Raw genomic sequence first — 15,464 nt, 5'->3', positions numbered from 1 at the left:
GGGCCGGGACAGCGCGTCCACTCAGCTCTTGGGCATGAGGACCGAGTCGATCAGGTACACGGTGGCGTTGGCGGTCTTGACGCCGCCGCAGATCACGTTGGCGTCGTTGACCTTCAGGTTGTTGCCGGAGCCGGTGACCTCGACAGCGCCCTTCTCCACGGTGGTCTGCGAGCCGACGACCGCCGACGGCGACTTCTGCCCGGCCACCACGTGGTAGGTCAGGATCTTGGTCAGCAGCGCGTCATCGGTCTTGAGCTTCTCGATGGTCGCGGCGTCGATCTTCTTGAACGCGTCGTCGACCGGCGCGAACACCGTGAACTCGCTGCCGTTGAGCGTGTCGACCAGGTTCACCTTCGGGTTGAGCTTGCCGGACACCGCCGCGACCAGCGTGGTCAGCAACGGGTTGTTGCCCGCGGCGACAGCCACCGGGTCAGCGGCCATACCCGACACCGAGCCCGCACCGCTCGGAACGGCCTTGGCGTAGTCGGCACAGCCGGGGCCGACCAGATCCGCGGCGGCAGCAGCGGCCATCGCGGCAGTGGTGGTCATCGGGGCGGTGGTCGTGGTGGTCACCGCCGCGGACGAGCCCGCGGCGGTGTTGTCGCTGTTCCCGCAGGCCGCTGCCGTCAGCGCCAGCGCGCCGATCCCAGCGATGACGACAGCGGTGCGAATCCTGTTCTGCATGGCGGTTCGACTCCAGGGTGCTGGGAATGATCAGTCGCGTGTGGACTGCGAGTGGAAGTCCTCGGCGGTGGCGCTCAAGGCCTCGTGGGTCATTCGGCGGGTCGGGTGCGGTGGATTGGCCAGCCACCCGATCGTGGTACTGGGTCAGCCGAAGGTGAACGAGAACACCTCCACACCGCTGCTGACGTTGGCGGTGAGGGTGCCTGGCTGCACGGATGGCGTGGTGATGACCTCGTAGGACCGGGGTGTGCCGGACACGGTGATGGTGCGGGGGCCGATGGGGGTGTCGAGGGTGACGGTTCCGGTTCCGGCTAGTACCACGCGGACTTCCTTGGCGCGGAAGTCGAGGCGGACGCGCGCGTCGGTGCCGGTGGGGGTGATGTTCTGGGTGTCGAGGGTCCAGGCGCCGTCGAGGGCGAAGGTGTTGTCGGGTTGCTGGGCGGGGAAGGCGAACGAGGCCTGGCCCGCGGTGTAGGGGCCTCCGCCGGAGAAGTTGACCTGTTTGGTGGAGCCGAGGAAGGTCTCGCGGGTGATGTCAGCGGTGTTGGGAGTGGTGTCGGCGGTGTCGGTCGGCGTGGGGAGGGAGACGCTGGGGTCGTTGGCGCGCAACAGGTCTCGGATCATGCGTTCGGTGACGTCGTAGTCGCCCTCGCCGAACTTGATGTGCCGGACGGTGCCCGTGGCGTCGATGAGGTAGTGGGCGGGCCAGTAGCGGTTGCGGTAGTTGGTCCACGTGGACAATGAGTTGTCGAGGGCAACGGGGTAGCGGATGCCGAACCCGGCGGCGGCGGCGATGACGTTGCGGGGTTCCTTCTCGAACGCGTACTCCGGGGAGTGCACGCCGATCACCCGCAGACCCGCGGCGCGGTAGGCGTCGTCCCAGGCGGTCACGTGCGGGATCGAGCGCTGGCAGTTGATGCACGAGTACGCCCAGAAGTCGAGCAGCACGACCTTGCCCCGCAGGTCGGCCAGGTTGACCGCCGCGCTCTCAGGTGTGTTGAGCCACTGCTGGATGCCGCGGATGTCCGGTGCCGTGCCGCAGCTCTGCAACTCGGTGGCGCCGACAGTGCACTTGGCCAGGTCCTTGTTCTGGTCGTTGGTCAGGCCGCCGAGGTCGAGCGCCTCGCGGACGGGGGCGGACTCGTTCACCTGTTCCTGCAACCCGCCGGTGTAGTCCGGGATCGCCCGCTGCAACAACTGCGGGAGGTTGAACACCAACCCCACCGCCAACGCGATCATGACGATCCCCGCGGTGACCCGGATGCCCCGCTGGCGCTTGCGGAACGCGCGGACCCGCTCGGCGACTCGGCGACCGGCCAGGGCGAACACCAACAACGGCAACGCGGCACCCACGGCGAACGTCGCGGTGAGCACGACCGTGTCGATCCCGATCCGCCCGGTCGACCCGGCCACCGTGATGGCGGCCAGCACCGGCCCGGCGCACGGCACGTACACCGCGCCCAACGCCAACCCCAGCGCGAACCCGCCCTTGGACGCGTCCGGGTTGCGCTGCGGGATCCAGCTGAACGGCTTCTCCAGCAGGTGCTCGAACCGCGGCACGATCAGCCCGATGCCGATCAGCACCAGCACCACCAGCCCGGCCCACCGCAACACGTCCTGTGGCAAACCCAGCACTGACAACAACAACGAGCCGAACAACGTGACCAGCGTGAAGCTCACCACCAGCCCGGCGATCACCAGGTAGGGCCGCGCCTTCGACACCGGCCGCGCCGCCACCGCCACGCCGCCCCCACGCTCTCCATCGGCCCTGGTGGACTGCGCGCCGGTGAAGAAGATCACCGGCAACACCGGCAGGATGCACGGCGAGATCCCGGTCACCAGCCCCCCGACCAGCCCGATCAACGCGAGCGTCAACACCGGCACCACCACCCTCACCCGGCCCGCGAACACGGACCACGACAGCGGATTCGCCACCCGAAGCCTGGCGGTTTGGTTGTCGCACAACGAGTTCATCCTTGTGCTCCGTCAGCGCGGCATACCGTGCGCCGACCAATCCGGACCGCGGCGAGGCACGAATGCACTACCGACAACCGGTCCACGGCGCGTCACGTCGAACCACCGGACGGGCACGCACCAACGGGTGACCGCGTACCGATCCCCCGACGATGTCGGACCCGACTCGTTCGAGTGGTAAACGCGAACCGAGTTGGCACGTGAACGGAACTCAGGTCGAATGGCGTTCGACGGTGACAGATCGCCATGTCCTGTGGTGTGGTTCGCCGCGGGGATGGAAGGTGCCCGGTGGATCCCATAGACGAGCGCGGGCTGCGCGAGTTGCTGGTCGAGTCCGATGACATGCAGTCCGACGCGATGCGCACGGCCACACGAGACCTGGACGACTACGTCGAGGCCGTGCTGGACACCCGGGGCAGGTCTCGCGATCCGGGCGGGCAGTGGCCGGGCTGGGGCAAGGTCGGCGTGGTCGCCGGGCTGGCCGGGGCGGGCACGCTGCTCGCGGCCTGGCCGGCCGCCGCCGACCCCGCCCAGGACGTCCAAGCGTTGCAGACCGCGGCGAGCCTGGAGAACCTGGCGGTCGCGACCTACAAGACGGCGTTGACGCTGCCGTTCATCGGGGGGGCGGACGCCAACGGTGTGGTGAAGGCGTTCGCCGAGAAAACGATGGCGCAGCACATCGAGCACGGCCAGGCGTTCAACGGCGCGGTGGCCAAGCTGGGTGGCAAGGCGCAGAACGACCCGAACGCCAAGTACGCGGCGGTCGTGAAGGAGGCGGTGCCGACGATCAAGGGCGCGGGTGATGTCGTCGCCCTGGCGATCGCGCTGGAGGACGTGGCCGCGCAGACGTACACCAAGAACGTCAGCCAGGTCTCCACCCCGGAGCTGCGGCAGCTGTTCGCCAGCGTCGCCGGGGTCGAGTCGCAGCACAAGGCGATCCTGCTCGCGGTCAAGGCCCTGCTCGACGGCGGCGCGCCGCAGCTGATCGCCCTGCCGCCGGACGCGGCGAAGCTCCCGGACGCCGCGGGCAGCGTCGGGTTCCCGGACGCGTTCTTCCCCACCGAGAAGGCCTCGCCGGTCGAGGAAGGAGCGGTCAAGTGAGCACCGACAAGCGCCCCGAGATGCAGATCAGCGAACGCGAGCTGACCGCGATGACCCGCGACCTCGACGAGTTGCACGAGTCCACCTTCCCGGGTGTGCGCACGCTGCTCGACGAGTTCTCGGCCAACCTCGCCCACATCACCCGCGGCCTCCCGACCGGCCGCCGCGGCTTCCTGCTCGGCGTCGGCGGCGTCACCACACTGGGGATGGCCGCGGCCTGCTCCAGTGGTGACACCGGGTCATCGACCACCACCGCCGCACCCGCGAGCACCACCGCGGGGGCGACCTACGAGGGCGACCTCAAGGTCGTCGCGCTGGCCGCGGCCCTGGAGAACCTGGCCGTGACCGCCTACACCGGCGCGCTCGACGCCGCGGGCAAGGGCACCCTGGGCACGGTGCCGCCCGCGATCGGGGTGTTCGTGCAGACCGCGATGAAGCAGCACAAGGACCACGCGGCGGCCTGGAACGCGGTGCTGTCCAAGGCGGGCAAACCCACCATCAGCGACGCGCCGCTGTCGATCACCGCCGACCAGGTCAAGGCCCTCGGCGCGGCCAAGTCCGTGCCGGACGTGGCCAAGCTGGCGCTGGAGCTGGAGAACGCCGCCGCCCAGACCTACACCTTCGCCGCGGCCAACGTGACCGACACCGGCGGCATCATGACCGCCGCCACCATCCAACCGGTCGAGGCCATGCACGCCGCCATCCTCAACTTCGTCCTCGGCCAGTACCCGGTCCCGGACGCCTTCATCGGCATCGACAAGGCCGTCAAGCCCGACGCCCTTCTCCCGAAGTAGATGCGCGTTCGGCTCATCGCCGCGGCTCTCGTGCTGGCGTTGACGGGGTGTGGCACGGACTCGGCGTCCACCCCGTCAGCTCCGGCCACCGGCGACGCGACCGTCGAGATCAAGAACTTCACCTTCACCCCGCAGCAGCTCACCGTCGTCGTCGGCACCACGGTCACCTGGAAGTTCACCGACACCGCCAAGCACAACGTCACGGCCTCCGGCAAGTCGTTCGCCTCCGACGACCTCAGCGACGGCGCGACCTTCACCCACACCTTCGACAAGCCGGGCGAATACCCCTACATCTGTTCACTCCACCAGTACATGACCGGCACCATCACGGTGCGGGCTTGTTGTTGAGGGTCAGCCAGGTGGCCAGGCCGGGTGGGATGACGAGCCAGCAGGACAGGAGCCGGTAGACCAGGGTGATCGCCGCGGCGGCGGGGATGGTGGCGCCGAGGAGGCCAAGACCGGCGATGAGGCTGACCTCGATCACGCCGATGCCGCCGGGGCTCAGCGGGATCTGCCGGACGAGCTGGATGCCGAGGTAGAGCAGGCCGAGCTCGACGACCGGGACGTCGACGCCGAAGGCCGCCGTGACGGTGGTACACGCTCGCGAGCCCCAGCGCGGACACCACCCCGGAGGCGACGGTCACGATGGCGGTGGTCGCCCGGCTCGCGCCGAACCGGCGGTACTGCTCGACGGCGAACAGCGCGGACACGACCGAGCCCGCGGGCAGCGTCATCGACATCGCGGACCGGCTGTAGGTGATGGCCAGCATGGATCGGGTCGGCACCCGCACCCCGAACCCGGCGAGCAACGCCTGCTGCTGCTGCTTGGCGAACATCCACAGCGAGCCCACCTCCACGCGGGCCGCCACCAGCACCAACGGCAGATCGACCACGGCAAACGCATCCACCAGACTCGACCACGACGGCAGGCTCTTCGACGATCCCTGTGCGCGTGCTGTGAGCGTGGGCCCGGTTGCAGGCGCTCGACGCGTACATGCCGATGGAGTAGCCAGCGAGCGGTCCGGTGCGGTCGGCGAACCACGAGCGCCACCACATCCCCGCACGGTCGCGGCGGTGACCTCGCTGTCAGCGCCGACTGGGAACTGGCGCCCCTGCTGCTCGATCGACGGTGGCAGGCGCTCCGGGTGTGGTGTCGTTGTCGGCCAGGGTGGTGTCGATCCAGGTGATGAACGTGAGCGGGGAGCTGCCGAAGTGGTCGCGGACGCGGGCTTGGATGGCGCGGATGTCGTGCCCGGGCTTGAAGTCGCGGTCGGTGTCCTCGCCGCAGCCGCAGGCACAGGGTCGGAGCAGGAACGGCTGTTCCTCGGGCAGTTCGCAGTAAGCGATCGGGTTCTGCGAGCCGTTGTCCACTGGATCGGGCCTACCCAGCCACGTGTCTCGAACGGGGTGCCCTTCAGGCAGGACATGACCTTCCAGGGCGATGCGTTGCCCGGTGGGCGTGCCGTGCACCGACAACGTGGCGATCTCGCCGACCGCGCGGACCAGGCCCTCGCCGACGATGAGGGCGAACCGCTGCCGGGCGGCCCGCTCCGCGCTCATCTTCCACAGACCCCGGCCCGCCGCCCATGCCTCGTGCTCGGTCATCCGGGGGAAGTAGCCGACCCACGTGCGACCCAACGAGTCGGTGGACTGGGTCTCGTAGTTGCCCAACTTCAGCCTCAACGCCATCGCACGACCTCCATCAACGACCAGCAGGATCACTCCTCACCAGGGTCATCGACGCCGCCCCGTCAGGGGAAGTACACGTGCGAGTGACAACGCGACCTCGGCGACGTGGGAGGCGGCGGCGGTGTCAATCGAGGTCGGTGAAGAACTGGTGCACGTTGTGGTTGGCGATCAGTCTGGCTAGGCCTAGGGGGGTTTGGCCTGCTGCGTTGGGGAGGGTGGGGTTTGCGCCGTGGGCGCGGAGGAGGTTGATCATGTCGCCGTGGCCTTGGGAGGTGAAGACGGCGGTGAAGAGGGGGGTGTTGCTGTGGGTGTTCTGGGGGTCCACGGGGGCGCCGGAGCGGAGGAGGATCTCGGCTACGGCGAGGTTTCCGAACTGGGCGGCCAGGTGCAGTGGGGTGAAGCCGTTGTGGTCCGGGCTGCCCGGGTCTTCGCCGGAAGCGATCAGGGCCGTGGCCTCGGCGGCGGTTCCGGACCTGGCCACCTGGTGCAGGGCGGTTCGGCTGGTCATTCGGTCGGCTCGCTGGTGGGGCGGAGCAGGCAGAACTCGTTGCCCTCGGGGTCGCGGAGGACCTGCCAACGGGTGCCTGAGTAGACGTCGTCCGCTGGGGCTGCGCCTAGGGCTAGGGCGCGGGTGATGGCGCTGCCGTAGTCGGTGGTGCGTATGTCCAGGTGTAGGCGGTTCTTGGTGGTCTTGGGGTCGGGGACGGGGGCGAAGTCCAGCTGTAGGCCGGTGGGCAGAGTCAGGGTGATGACGCCCTCTTCGTCGGGGGGAGCTGACTCGCCGCCGAGTAGGGCTTGCCAGAAGGTGCTGAGGTGGGCCGGGTTCGCGCAGTCCACTGTGATCGCTGCTACGTGCATGCCCACGGATCATGCCTGGCGGAGGGGTGGGCCGGTGCCGCCACCCCCAGGTGACGGCACCGGCCGGGTTCAGTGGGGCAGGCGAGGTAGCTCTACCGAGGACCACACCTGGTCGATGGCCTTGGCGAAGGCCACCACGTCGTCCTCGGTGTGCCGTGAGGTCGGGGTGACGCGGAGGCGCTCGGTGCCGGCGGGGACCGTGGGGGCGTTCACCGGCTGGACGTAGATCTGGTGGTCGCGCAGCAGGCGGGCGCTGACCTCCTTGTTCTTGTGCGGGTCGCCGACCAGGACCGGGAGGATGTGGCTGTCCCGGGAGAGCACCGGGATGCGCAGCTCGGCGAGGGTCTCGCGGAGCTGGCGGCAGCGGGCGTGCAGGACCTCGCGCTGGTCGGCGTTGGCGCGCAGGTGCCGCACGCTGGCCAGGGCACCGGCGACGACCGGCGCGGGCGACGAGGTGCTGAACACGAACGGCACCGCGAACGACCGGACCGTGTCGACGATCTCGACAGGACCCACGAGGTACCCGCCCGCGCCGCCGTAGCCCTTGCCGAAGCCGCCGTGGAATACCGTGATCCGGTCGGACAGACCGAGCTCCTCGGCGTAACCGGAGCCGGTAGCGCCGTAGCTGCCCGCGGCGTGCACCTCGTCCACATAGGTCAACGCGCCGAACTCCTCGGCCAGCGCGATGATCTCCTCGATCGGCGCGAAGTCGCCCTCCATCGAGTACAGGGACTCGAACACGATGATCTTCGGGGCGTCCCGGTCCGCGGCCGCCAGCAGTTCGCGCAGGTGCTCGGTGTCGTTGTGCCGGAAGATCCGCTTGGCCGCACCCGAGCTCCGCACGCCGCGGATGATCGACGCGTGGTTCAGCTCGTCGGAGAAGTAGATCAACCCGGGCAGTCGGGCACCGAGCGCGCTGAGCGCCGAGTCGTTGGCGTTGAACCCGGTGCTGAACAGCAGCGCCTTCGGCTTGCCATAGAGGTCAGCGAGTTCGGCTTCCAGCTGCTGGTGGTAGATGCTGTTACCGGAGATGCTGCGCGCGCCACCCGTGCCCAGGCCAACGCGCTCGACAGCCTCGACTACAGCCGATAAGACCACCGGGTGGTGGCTCATCGACAGGTAGTCGTTGGAGCACCACACAACCAGGTCGCGCGGACCGTCCTCGCCGTGCGCGATGGCTCCCGGTGCGAGGTCCGCGCGCCGCTCCAGGTTCAGGTACTCGCGGTAGCGGCCCTGCGCCCTTACGACTTCCAGGTCGTCCGCGAGCTTGCCCAAGATGTCCACCATGACAGTCCTCCCCGCCTCACACCGCTTCCGACAACGAACTCCCGGCCGCCGCCGCCAACCGCAACGACGGCGTCACCCGGTAGCGGGTCGGGTGGATGACCGCGGCGATGTTGTCCAGCACCCGGCACAGCCACTCCGGCCCGACGGCGTCCCCCCACTCCAACAGGCCCCGCGGGTAGTTCACCCCGGTCCGCACGGCGACCTCGACATCGGCGGCGGCGCACACGCCCTCGGCGACGACCTCGACCGCCTGGTTGACCAGCATGCCGACCGTCCGCGCCACCACCAGCCCCGGCGAGTCGGCGAACACGCTGACCCGTCGGCTGAACGCGGCGACCACCGCTTGCGCCTGCGCGAGCCCGGCCGTCCGCGCCCTGGGTCCGGCGGCGATCACGGTGTGCTCGACGGCGGCGAAGTCCAGGGCCAGGTCGAACACCACGACCGGCGCGTCCCACTCCCGTTCCAGCACGGCCGCGGTACGTCCATCGGTCAACGCCAGCACGACCCCGCCAGGAAGCGCCAAGAGGCCAGGTCCGTCCTCACGCACCACGGACCACCCTGCGGCCTCCAACAACCCGACCACAGGTTCCGCCGGTCCGAGGTCACCGCGCACCCTCACCTGCCCTGGCGTGGACACCACCTCGGTACCGACAACGGGCTTGTCGTCGGGGTAGCGATAGAAGCCCTGACCGGTCTTACGGCCCAGCAACCCCGACTCGACTAGAGCCTGTTGCGCCGCCGAAGGGCTGTAGCGCGGGTCGAAGCCCATGGCGTTCCAGATCTGCCGGGTGACCTCAAGGTTGACGTCCTGCCCGATCAGGTCCGTCAGCTCCAGTGGCCCCATCCGGAACCCACCGCTGCCGGTGATCGCGGCGTCGACAACCCGCGGATCGGCGCCGGTCTCGTCCACGATCCGCAGCGCCTCGCTGTAGAACGGGCGCGCGACGCGGTTGACGATGAACCCGGGTGTCGGACGCGACAAGACTGGTTGCCTGCCCCAAGAGCGCATGACGTCCAGGGCCGTGTCCGTGGTCGACGGCGCCGTCCGTGCGCTTGGCACTACCTCCACCAGTGGCAGCAACGGTGCCGGGTTGAAGAAGTGCAGCCCGAGGAAGCGGCCGGGGTGGGTCAACCTGGCGGAGAGCGCGTTGACCGACAACGACGAGGTGTTGGTCGCCAGGATCGCGTCTTCCCGCAGCACCTGTTCCAGGGCGGTGAACACCTCGGTCTTGACGTCGAAGTCCTCGGCGATCGACTCGATCACCAGGTCGGCGTCCGCGAGCGCGGCCAGGTCGGTGGTCAGCTCCAGCGCGGTGACGGCGTCCTGGTAGACCGCCTCGGTCAGCTTCCCCTTCTGGACCAGGCGTTCCAGCCTGCCGCGGACGGTGTCGCCCGACCGGTCCAGGCGGTCGGCTGACCGGTTGTGCCACAGCACCCGGTGGCCAGCGGCGAGCGCGAGCTGGGCGATCCCCTGCCCCATCGCGCCCGCGCCGAGCACCGCGACGGTGCCGGTCCGCGAGCTGGTGGCCCGCGCGGCCAGGTCGACGAACTCCCCGATGATCGTCATGGTTCTCCGTGTTAGCTGAAACGGCGAAAAGAAAGGCACCTCGTCCATCTGAGCGAACGCAATCGTAAGGAGACCGGGAGTTGACCGTCAACTAGACTGGGCGCGGATCTCACGAACGTTCATCACAGCGAACGTCCACGACAGCGAACGGAGGTGCGCCGATGCCCCCGTCGACCCTCGCGGACAAGATCGACCACCTGTTCAAGACCATCCGCCCCGGGGGCCGCGAGTACAGCTACGACGAGGTCGCCCGCGGGTGCGCCGAGGTCGCGGGCGGGACGTTCTCCAAGACCTACGTCTGGCAGTTGCGGACCGGCCAGCGGGACAACCCGACCAAACGGCACCTGGAGGCCGTCGCGGCGTTCTTCCAGGTCCCGGTCAGCTACTTCTTCGAGGACGAGACCACCGAGCGGGTCGACTCCCAGCTCGCGCTGGCCGCCGCCATGCGCGACGCCGACGTCCGCGACATCGCCCTGCGCGCCAGCCACCTCGACCCGGACGCGCGGCGCTCGATCGTGCGGATCATGCAAGAGGTCAGCAGGCTGCAGCGGGCGCGCTCGACCGACAGCGCCACCGGGCGGGAGGACGCCGACGACGGCGAGTGAGAGCTCCACCACGCTCCGGCGTGGCGTTCACATCGTGGGCCAGGGTTGCGCCGCCGCCTGCCGTCAGCCGAGATGGACGGGGAACGGCAGCGGGTGGGTCAAGGGGATCGGGGAAGGGACTGTTCATGCCCGTCGTGCTCTATCTGCTCGCCGTGGGGACGTTCGCCATCGGGACGGACGCCTTCATCTTCGCCGGGCTGTTGCCGGAGGTCAGCGCGGACCTCGGGATCACCGTGGAGACCGCGGGCCAGCTGGTGACGGTGTTCTCGTTCGCGTACGCGGTGCTGGCGCCGATCAGCGCGAGCCTCACCTCGTCGTGGCCGCGCAAGCGGATCATCACCCTCGCGCTGGTCACCTTCATCGCGGGCAACGTGGTGTCGGCGCTGTCGGGGTCGTTCGAGGTCATGGTGCTCGGCCGGATCATCGCGGCGGCCGGGGCGTCGTCGTTCACCCCGCACGCGGTGGCGATCGCCTCGGAGAACGCGCCGGAGGGCCGTCGCGGCACGGCGCTGTCCATCGTGGTGGGCGGGTTGACCGTGGCGACCGCGCTGGGCGTGCCGATCGGGACGTTCGTGGGGTCGAGCTTCGGCTGGCGGGCGACGTTGTGGCTGGTCGTGGCGCTGGGCGCGTTCGCGTTGCTCGCGCCGCTCCTGCTCGGGGCGGTCAAGGCACCGCCGCCGCACACCCTTCGCGAACGGCTCGCACCGCTGCGCAGCGGGATCGTCGCGTTGGTGCTGACCACGACGTTCCTGGCGTTGGTGTCAGAGCACCTCGTCTACACCTACATCAGCGCCGTGTTCGACGAAGCCACGGGCGGTAGCGGTAAGACGCTGTCGGTGCTGCTGCTCATCTTCGGCATCGGGGCCGTGATCGGCAACGCCATCGCCGGACCCGCCGTCGACCGGTGGGGCAACAAGTCCGTGCTGCTCATCGCCCTCGGGGTGATGGCCGCAGACCTGCTGCTGCTTCCCGTCACCACACACACGTTCCCCGTCGCGGTCGTCGCGGTGTTGGTGTGGGGAATCGCGTCCTGGATGTACCTGGTGCCGCAGCAGCACCGGCTGTTGGAGCTGTCCACCGCCTCCGGCCCGTTCACGGTGTCGCTCAACTCTTCCGCGCTGTACCTCGGTATCGCGGTCGGTGGCGGTCTGGGCGGGGCGACCCTCTCTCTCGTTGGCCCAGTCTGGCTTGGCGTGGTCGGCGGGATCGTGGGTGTGTTCGCTGTGGCATCGGGGTGGTTGTCCTACCGCGTCGAGCGAACGCCTGACACCGTCTCAGCGTGAGCATGCTTGTCGTCAAGACGGTGGTCTTCTCGTCGTGCGCGGTGTTGTGCTTCACCGCCCTCGGGTACCGGGTGACCGCCTCTTGGCGCAACCGCCGCGACCCAGCCGTGGTGGCGCTCATCGTGGCGCTACTGGCCGAAGGCCTCGGCTGGGTCTTGGCGGTCCCCCAGATCGCCGCCGCGTTCGACGACGGCACCGGTGTGCCCAACCTCGCCGTGCTGCTGATGCACGTCCTCGCGGTCGGGTTGTTCACGCCGAGCATGTTGATACTGCTCGTGTACTGGTCGCACCCTCCCGAGCAGGCATGGCCGCGCGCACGCCGCCGCATCGCCTACGCGGTGGTGGTGTCCGCCGCTCTTGTCGCGCTCTGGGTGTACGCGGCCGTCGAGCAGCACTCGGAGACCTACCTACCGCAGAACTACACCCGTCCCGCTGTCGCCATCTACACGCTGGTCTACGTCATCACGTTCGGCGCGGGTCTGATCGAGATCTTCCGGATGTGTGTGTCCTGCGCCCGCCGCACCGAGGAACCGTGGTTACGCCGAGGGTTACGCCTTACTGCCCTGGGAGCGTTGTGCTACCTGAGCATGTGCGTCAACCGGATCACGGGCATGGTGCTGGCTTACCTCGGACTCGACCCGTTGCGCTGGGAGTGGCTTACCCCGGTCGGCTGCGGTAGCGCCATCTTGTTCATCGCTCTCGGACTGACAATCCCGGCGTGGGGGCCGCGGCTCGCAGTGTGGGTGCGCTCCTATCGGACATACCGCACTCTCTATCCGCTATGGCTGGCCATCTACCAAGCCGTGCCGCACATCGCGTTGGAGCCACCGCGTTCCGCGGCGTACGACCTCGTGCAGACGACCGAGTTGAGCCATCGGCTCTACCGCAGGGTCATCGAGATCCGCGACGGGTTGCTCGTGCTGCGGTCCCGGCTCACCAGCGACCTGCTCGCCCAAGCGGCGGCGACGGCGAGGACCGCGGGGCGGGACCCGGAGGCCGTGGTCGCCGCGAGCCAGATCCGCGCCGCGCTCGGCGCACCGGTCGGCGGTGAGGACCTGGCGTTCTTCAGCCCGCCCATCGACAGTCTGCCCAGTGAGATCGCCTGGTTGGTCCGCGTCAGCGAGTGTTTCGTCCGTTACCCTTGGCGAGGTGGTCCGGCCGCGCCACCACCCCGGCCGACCGAACTCGCGGGAGATGCGACGTGGGAATCCCGGTCCTCGACTGGCTCCGCCTGAGGCAGACCGGACCGGCGACGGTCAAGCGCCTGCGCCGCGCGTGCGAGGACCGCCTCGCCGCCTTCGACATCCCGGCCGACGGCGACATCCACCGCTTCTGCGCCCAGGTCGCCACCCGGCTCGGCCGCGACATCGACCTGATCCCCATGGCACTGCGCAGCACCGACCCCACCGGCGTCTGGTTGTCCACCAGGGCCGGGGATTACATCGTTTACGAGTCGCAAACCAGTACGCCGCACCAGGAACACATCATCGCCCACGAACTCGGCCACCTGCTGTGCGGCCACATCGGCGACAGCCTCGACGGCGCGGCCCTTGACCTGCTGTTCCCCGACATCGACCCCGCGGTGCTGCTGGCGCGGCAGAACTACTCGGCCGTCGAGGAACGCGAGGCGGAGGTGATGGCCGGGGTGATCCTGGCGCACCTGGCCCGCACCCGCCGCACCACCCGGACCGCGCCCGAGGACATCGCCCGGGTGCACCGGTCGCTCGGTCAGGTCTACCCGATCCCGGAATAGTCCCTTGTAGACACTCCAGCCGATCGCGGCCCGGACTGGGCGCTGATTGTAAGCACCGCTCCGGCGGCACCGATCACGCCAGACCCGCGAACCCGGATCACACCCGACCCGGCGTGGCACAGCACCGGTCGGCCGCGAACACGGAGCCGGGCACCGCTGGCACCCTCCACCCCGGAGGGTCGCCGGATGTCAACCCCTTACCGTCCCATGAGAACAGATGGGGCCTACACCACTTTGTCGCGGGCGTATAGCCGCGAAGCGCACCAATGCGTTAACACCCGCCCGCAAATTCAATAGTGAACAGCTCTCGGGAAGCGCGGGGCATTGCGCGGACCGGGTGGCCCGACTGGCTCTTTCGGAGTAGCAGGCACTAGCCCGGGGTCCTTCAATCTGGGATTGGTTTCACCTGACCGTCACCCGTTCGGCGGTTTGCGTGGTCCGACCGGTCGTCGCTAGCGTCTCGGAAAGGCAGAATGCTTATCAATCGGGGGCCTTTATGGGAGACCATTTATCCGGTCTCGTGGACAGCCGCGCTAAAGGCACCGCGCTGACGTTCAATGGGGCCGACGTGTCCTATCGGGAGCTGCGGGCACTGGTCGGGGACGCCGCTCGGGTGCTCCAGCGGCTGCCCGGCGGGCGACCGGTCGGGCTGCGGGTGCGCAAGTCCCCCGAGTCGGTGGCGCTCGTGCTGGCCTGTTGGGCCGAACGCCGCCCGTTCCTGCTGCCGCCCTACGACCTCGGGGTCGACGCCAGCGCGGCGCTGTACCGGCAGGCGGGTTGTGGGCACGTGCTGCACGCCGACCTGACCACCGTGGACACCGGCGAGCCCGCCGACGAGGTGCCCGACCTCGACGGCGTCGGCCCGCTGCTGACCACCTCCGGGTCCACCGGACTGCCCAAGGTCGTGCCGCTGCCCGACACCGGGGTCGACCGGTTCACCGACTGGGCCGCGGGCGCGTTCGGCATCACCGGGGGCAGCGTGGTGTTCAGCTACGCGCCGCTGAACTTCGACCTGTGCCTGCTCGACATCTGGACAACGCTGCGCCACGGCGGCCACGTGCTGCTCGCCGACCAGGAACGCGCCCTCGACGCCCGCTACCTGCTGCGCGCCTTCACCCACGCGCGGGTCGAGGTCGTCCAGGCGGTCCCGCTGTTCTACCGGCGGCTGCTGGAGGTGGCCGACAGCCCGTTCCCGGGCGTGCGGGAGGTCGTACACACCGGCGACGCGATCCCGCCCGAGCTGCTGGCCCGCCTCCCCGAGTTCTTCCCGAACGCCCGGCTGCGGAATGTGTACGGCTGCACCGAGACCAACGACAGCCTCATCCACGACTCCGACCCGACCAGCGGCGACCCGGTACCGATCGGCAGCCCCATCGACGGCGTCCAGGCCAGGGTGGACGGCGGCGAGCTGCTGGTGCGCACCCCGTTCCAGGCGGGCCGCTACCTCGACACCGCGATCACCGACCGGTGGGTCGACATCGACGGCGAGACCTGGCTGCGCACCGGCGACCTCGTGCGCCGCGACGCCGACGGCGTGTTCCACCTCGACGGCCGCGCCGACCACCAGGTCAAGGTGCGCGGCGTTCGGACCAACCTGCGCCAGGTGGAGCAAGCGCTGCAGGCGCACGGCGAGGTCGCCGACGTCGTGGTGCTCGCGGTGCCCGACGACGAGGCCGGGTACCGGCTGCACGCGGTGATCCGCGCGGTCGACGGCACCCGGCCCAACAGCCTCACCCTGCGCTCGCACTGCGCGCGGCTGCTGCCCCGCACCGCCGTCCCGTCCTCGGTGGAGCTCACCGCGGACGAGTTCCCCCGCACGTCCACCGGCAAGGTCGACCGCAAGAAGCTGCTGGCCGAACGGGTCTAGCA

At 69.4% G+C, this 15,464-nt stretch carries 15 protein-coding genes and 1 pseudogene; 8 read left to right on the top strand and 8 right to left on the bottom strand.

All coding sequences use genetic code 11. The features are described from left to right. Positions 1-21 precede the first annotated feature (21 nt). The gene (locus BMY07_RS27825) at positions 22-684 is read right to left on the bottom strand and encodes a fasciclin domain-containing protein (RefSeq protein WP_092785139.1); all 663 of its coding nucleotides are present in this window, start codon (positions 682-684) and stop codon (positions 22-24) included. A 144-nt stretch (positions 685-828) separates the two neighbouring features. After that, positions 829-2,658 (bottom strand): cytochrome c biogenesis protein DipZ, encoded by a 1,830-nt coding sequence (locus BMY07_RS27820; RefSeq protein ID WP_092785136.1) that lies wholly within the window; start codon positions 2,656-2,658, stop codon positions 829-831. 288 nt (positions 2,659-2,946) lie between these two features. On the opposite strand from BMY07_RS27820, the gene BMY07_RS27815 reads away from it, so the two are divergent. From BMY07_RS27815 to BMY07_RS27805, 3 genes are read left to right on the top strand one after another with little or no spacing between them, the layout of a single operon-like run. Next, positions 2,947-3,759, top strand: coding sequence for a ferritin-like domain-containing protein (locus BMY07_RS27815; RefSeq protein WP_218150805.1), 813 nt, complete (start codon positions 2,947-2,949; stop codon positions 3,757-3,759). Then, positions 3,756-4,553 (top strand): ferritin-like domain-containing protein, encoded by a 798-nt coding sequence (locus BMY07_RS27810; RefSeq protein ID WP_218150804.1) that lies wholly within the window; start codon positions 3,756-3,758, stop codon positions 4,551-4,553. Before BMY07_RS27815 ends, BMY07_RS27810 begins: the two co-directional genes overlap by 4 nt. Further along, the gene (locus BMY07_RS27805) at positions 4,554-4,901 is read left to right on the top strand and encodes a cupredoxin domain-containing protein (protein WP_092785130.1); all 348 of its coding nucleotides are present in this window, start codon (positions 4,554-4,556) and stop codon (positions 4,899-4,901) included. Here the strand turns inward: BMY07_RS27805 and BMY07_RS27800 are convergent. The 6 genes and pseudogenes from BMY07_RS27800 to BMY07_RS27775 form a co-directional block, all read right to left on the bottom strand. Further along, positions 4,879-5,130: pseudogene (locus BMY07_RS27800) on the bottom strand (lysylphosphatidylglycerol synthase domain-containing protein); the annotation flags it as partial. The gene BMY07_RS27805 and the pseudogene BMY07_RS27800 sit on opposite strands and share 23 nt — an antisense overlap. 509 nt (positions 5,131-5,639) lie before the next feature. Further along, positions 5,640-6,242, bottom strand: a complete 603-nt coding sequence (locus BMY07_RS27795; RefSeq protein WP_177215824.1) for a hypothetical protein — start codon at positions 6,240-6,242, stop codon at positions 5,640-5,642. A gap of 124 nt (positions 6,243-6,366) precedes the next feature. Continuing rightward, positions 6,367-6,750 (bottom strand): ankyrin repeat domain-containing protein, encoded by a 384-nt coding sequence (locus BMY07_RS27790; RefSeq protein ID WP_092785124.1) that lies wholly within the window; start codon positions 6,748-6,750, stop codon positions 6,367-6,369. After that, positions 6,747-7,100, bottom strand: a complete 354-nt coding sequence (locus BMY07_RS27785) for a VOC family protein (RefSeq protein ID WP_143073678.1) — start codon at positions 7,098-7,100, stop codon at positions 6,747-6,749. Before BMY07_RS27785 ends, BMY07_RS27790 begins: the two co-directional genes overlap by 4 nt. Positions 7,101-7,169: 69 nt before the next feature. Then, positions 7,170-8,387 carry a 5-aminolevulinate synthase gene (hemA, locus tag BMY07_RS27780; RefSeq protein WP_092785121.1) on the bottom strand — a complete coding sequence of 406 codons (1,218 nt, stop codon included), beginning with the start codon at positions 8,385-8,387 and terminating at the stop codon, positions 7,170-7,172. 16 nt (positions 8,388-8,403) lie between these two features. Then, complete coding sequence (locus tag BMY07_RS27775) at positions 8,404-9,954, bottom strand: 3-hydroxyacyl-CoA dehydrogenase (RefSeq protein WP_177215822.1); 1,551 nt, start codon at positions 9,952-9,954, stop codon at positions 8,404-8,406. 161 nt (positions 9,955-10,115) lie between these two features. On the opposite strand from BMY07_RS27775, the gene BMY07_RS27770 reads away from it, so the two are divergent. The 5 genes from BMY07_RS27770 (at position 10,116) to BMY07_RS27750 (ending at position 15,462) form a co-directional block, all read left to right on the top strand. Further along, complete coding sequence (locus tag BMY07_RS27770) at positions 10,116-10,559, top strand: helix-turn-helix transcriptional regulator (protein WP_092785114.1); 444 nt, start codon at positions 10,116-10,118, stop codon at positions 10,557-10,559. 125 nt (positions 10,560-10,684) lie between these two features. Beyond that, positions 10,685-11,842, top strand: coding sequence for an MFS transporter (locus BMY07_RS27765; RefSeq protein WP_092785111.1), 1,158 nt, complete (start codon positions 10,685-10,687; stop codon positions 11,840-11,842). Positions 11,843-11,844: 2 nt separating this feature from the next. Then, the gene (locus BMY07_RS27760) at positions 11,845-13,077 is read left to right on the top strand and encodes an MAB_1171c family putative transporter (RefSeq protein WP_092785108.1); all 1,233 of its coding nucleotides are present in this window, start codon (positions 11,845-11,847) and stop codon (positions 13,075-13,077) included. Continuing rightward, a complete protein-coding gene (locus tag BMY07_RS27755) occupies positions 13,044-13,595 on the top strand; it encodes an ImmA/IrrE family metallo-endopeptidase (RefSeq protein WP_092785106.1) in 552 nt (183 codons plus the stop codon). The genes BMY07_RS27760 and BMY07_RS27755 overlap by 34 nt, the downstream gene beginning before the upstream one ends. A 496-nt stretch (positions 13,596-14,091) precedes the next feature. Next, positions 14,092-15,462 carry an AMP-binding protein gene (locus tag BMY07_RS27750; RefSeq protein ID WP_218150803.1) on the top strand — a complete coding sequence of 457 codons (1,371 nt, stop codon included), beginning with the start codon at positions 14,092-14,094 and terminating at the stop codon, positions 15,460-15,462. The last annotated feature ends 2 nt before the right edge of the window (positions 15,463-15,464 follow it).

The organism is Actinokineospora terrae (genome assembly GCF_900111175.1).
Taxonomy (GTDB): domain Bacteria; phylum Actinomycetota; class Actinomycetes; order Mycobacteriales; family Pseudonocardiaceae; genus Actinokineospora; species Actinokineospora terrae.
This window is presented reverse-complemented; position numbering and strand designations above follow the sequence as displayed.

Bases quoted from the DNA above. Each gene is read 5' to 3' on its own strand.
- BMY07_RS27825 (WP_092785139.1), bottom strand. From the start codon at position 684: ATGCAGAACAGGATTCGCACCGCTGTCGTCATCGCTGGGATCGGCGCG.
- BMY07_RS27820 (WP_092785136.1), bottom strand. From the start codon at position 2,658: ATGAACTCGTTGTGCGACAACCAAACCGCCAGGCTTCGGGTGGCGAAT.
- BMY07_RS27805 (WP_092785130.1), top strand. From the start codon at position 4,554: ATGCGCGTTCGGCTCATCGCCGCGGCTCTCGTGCTGGCGTTGACGGGG.
- BMY07_RS27795 (WP_177215824.1), bottom strand. From the start codon at position 6,242: ATGGCGTTGAGGCTGAAGTTGGGCAACTACGAGACCCAGTCCACCGAC.
- BMY07_RS27790 (WP_092785124.1), bottom strand. From the start codon at position 6,750: ATGACCAGCCGAACCGCCCTGCACCAGGTGGCCAGGTCCGGAACCGCC.
- BMY07_RS27785 (WP_143073678.1), bottom strand. From the start codon at position 7,100: ATGCACGTAGCAGCGATCACAGTGGACTGCGCGAACCCGGCCCACCTC.
- hemA (WP_092785121.1), bottom strand. From the start codon at position 8,387: ATGGTGGACATCTTGGGCAAGCTCGCGGACGACCTGGAAGTCGTAAGG.
- BMY07_RS27775 (WP_177215822.1), bottom strand. From the start codon at position 9,954: ATGACGATCATCGGGGAGTTCGTCGACCTGGCCGCGCGGGCCACCAGC.
- BMY07_RS27770 (WP_092785114.1), top strand. From the start codon at position 10,116: ATGCCCCCGTCGACCCTCGCGGACAAGATCGACCACCTGTTCAAGACC.
- BMY07_RS27765 (WP_092785111.1), top strand. From the start codon at position 10,685: ATGCCCGTCGTGCTCTATCTGCTCGCCGTGGGGACGTTCGCCATCGGG.
- BMY07_RS27760 (WP_092785108.1), top strand. From the start codon at position 11,845: ATGCTTGTCGTCAAGACGGTGGTCTTCTCGTCGTGCGCGGTGTTGTGC.
- BMY07_RS27750 (WP_218150803.1), top strand. From the start codon at position 14,092: ATGGGAGACCATTTATCCGGTCTCGTGGACAGCCGCGCTAAAGGCACC.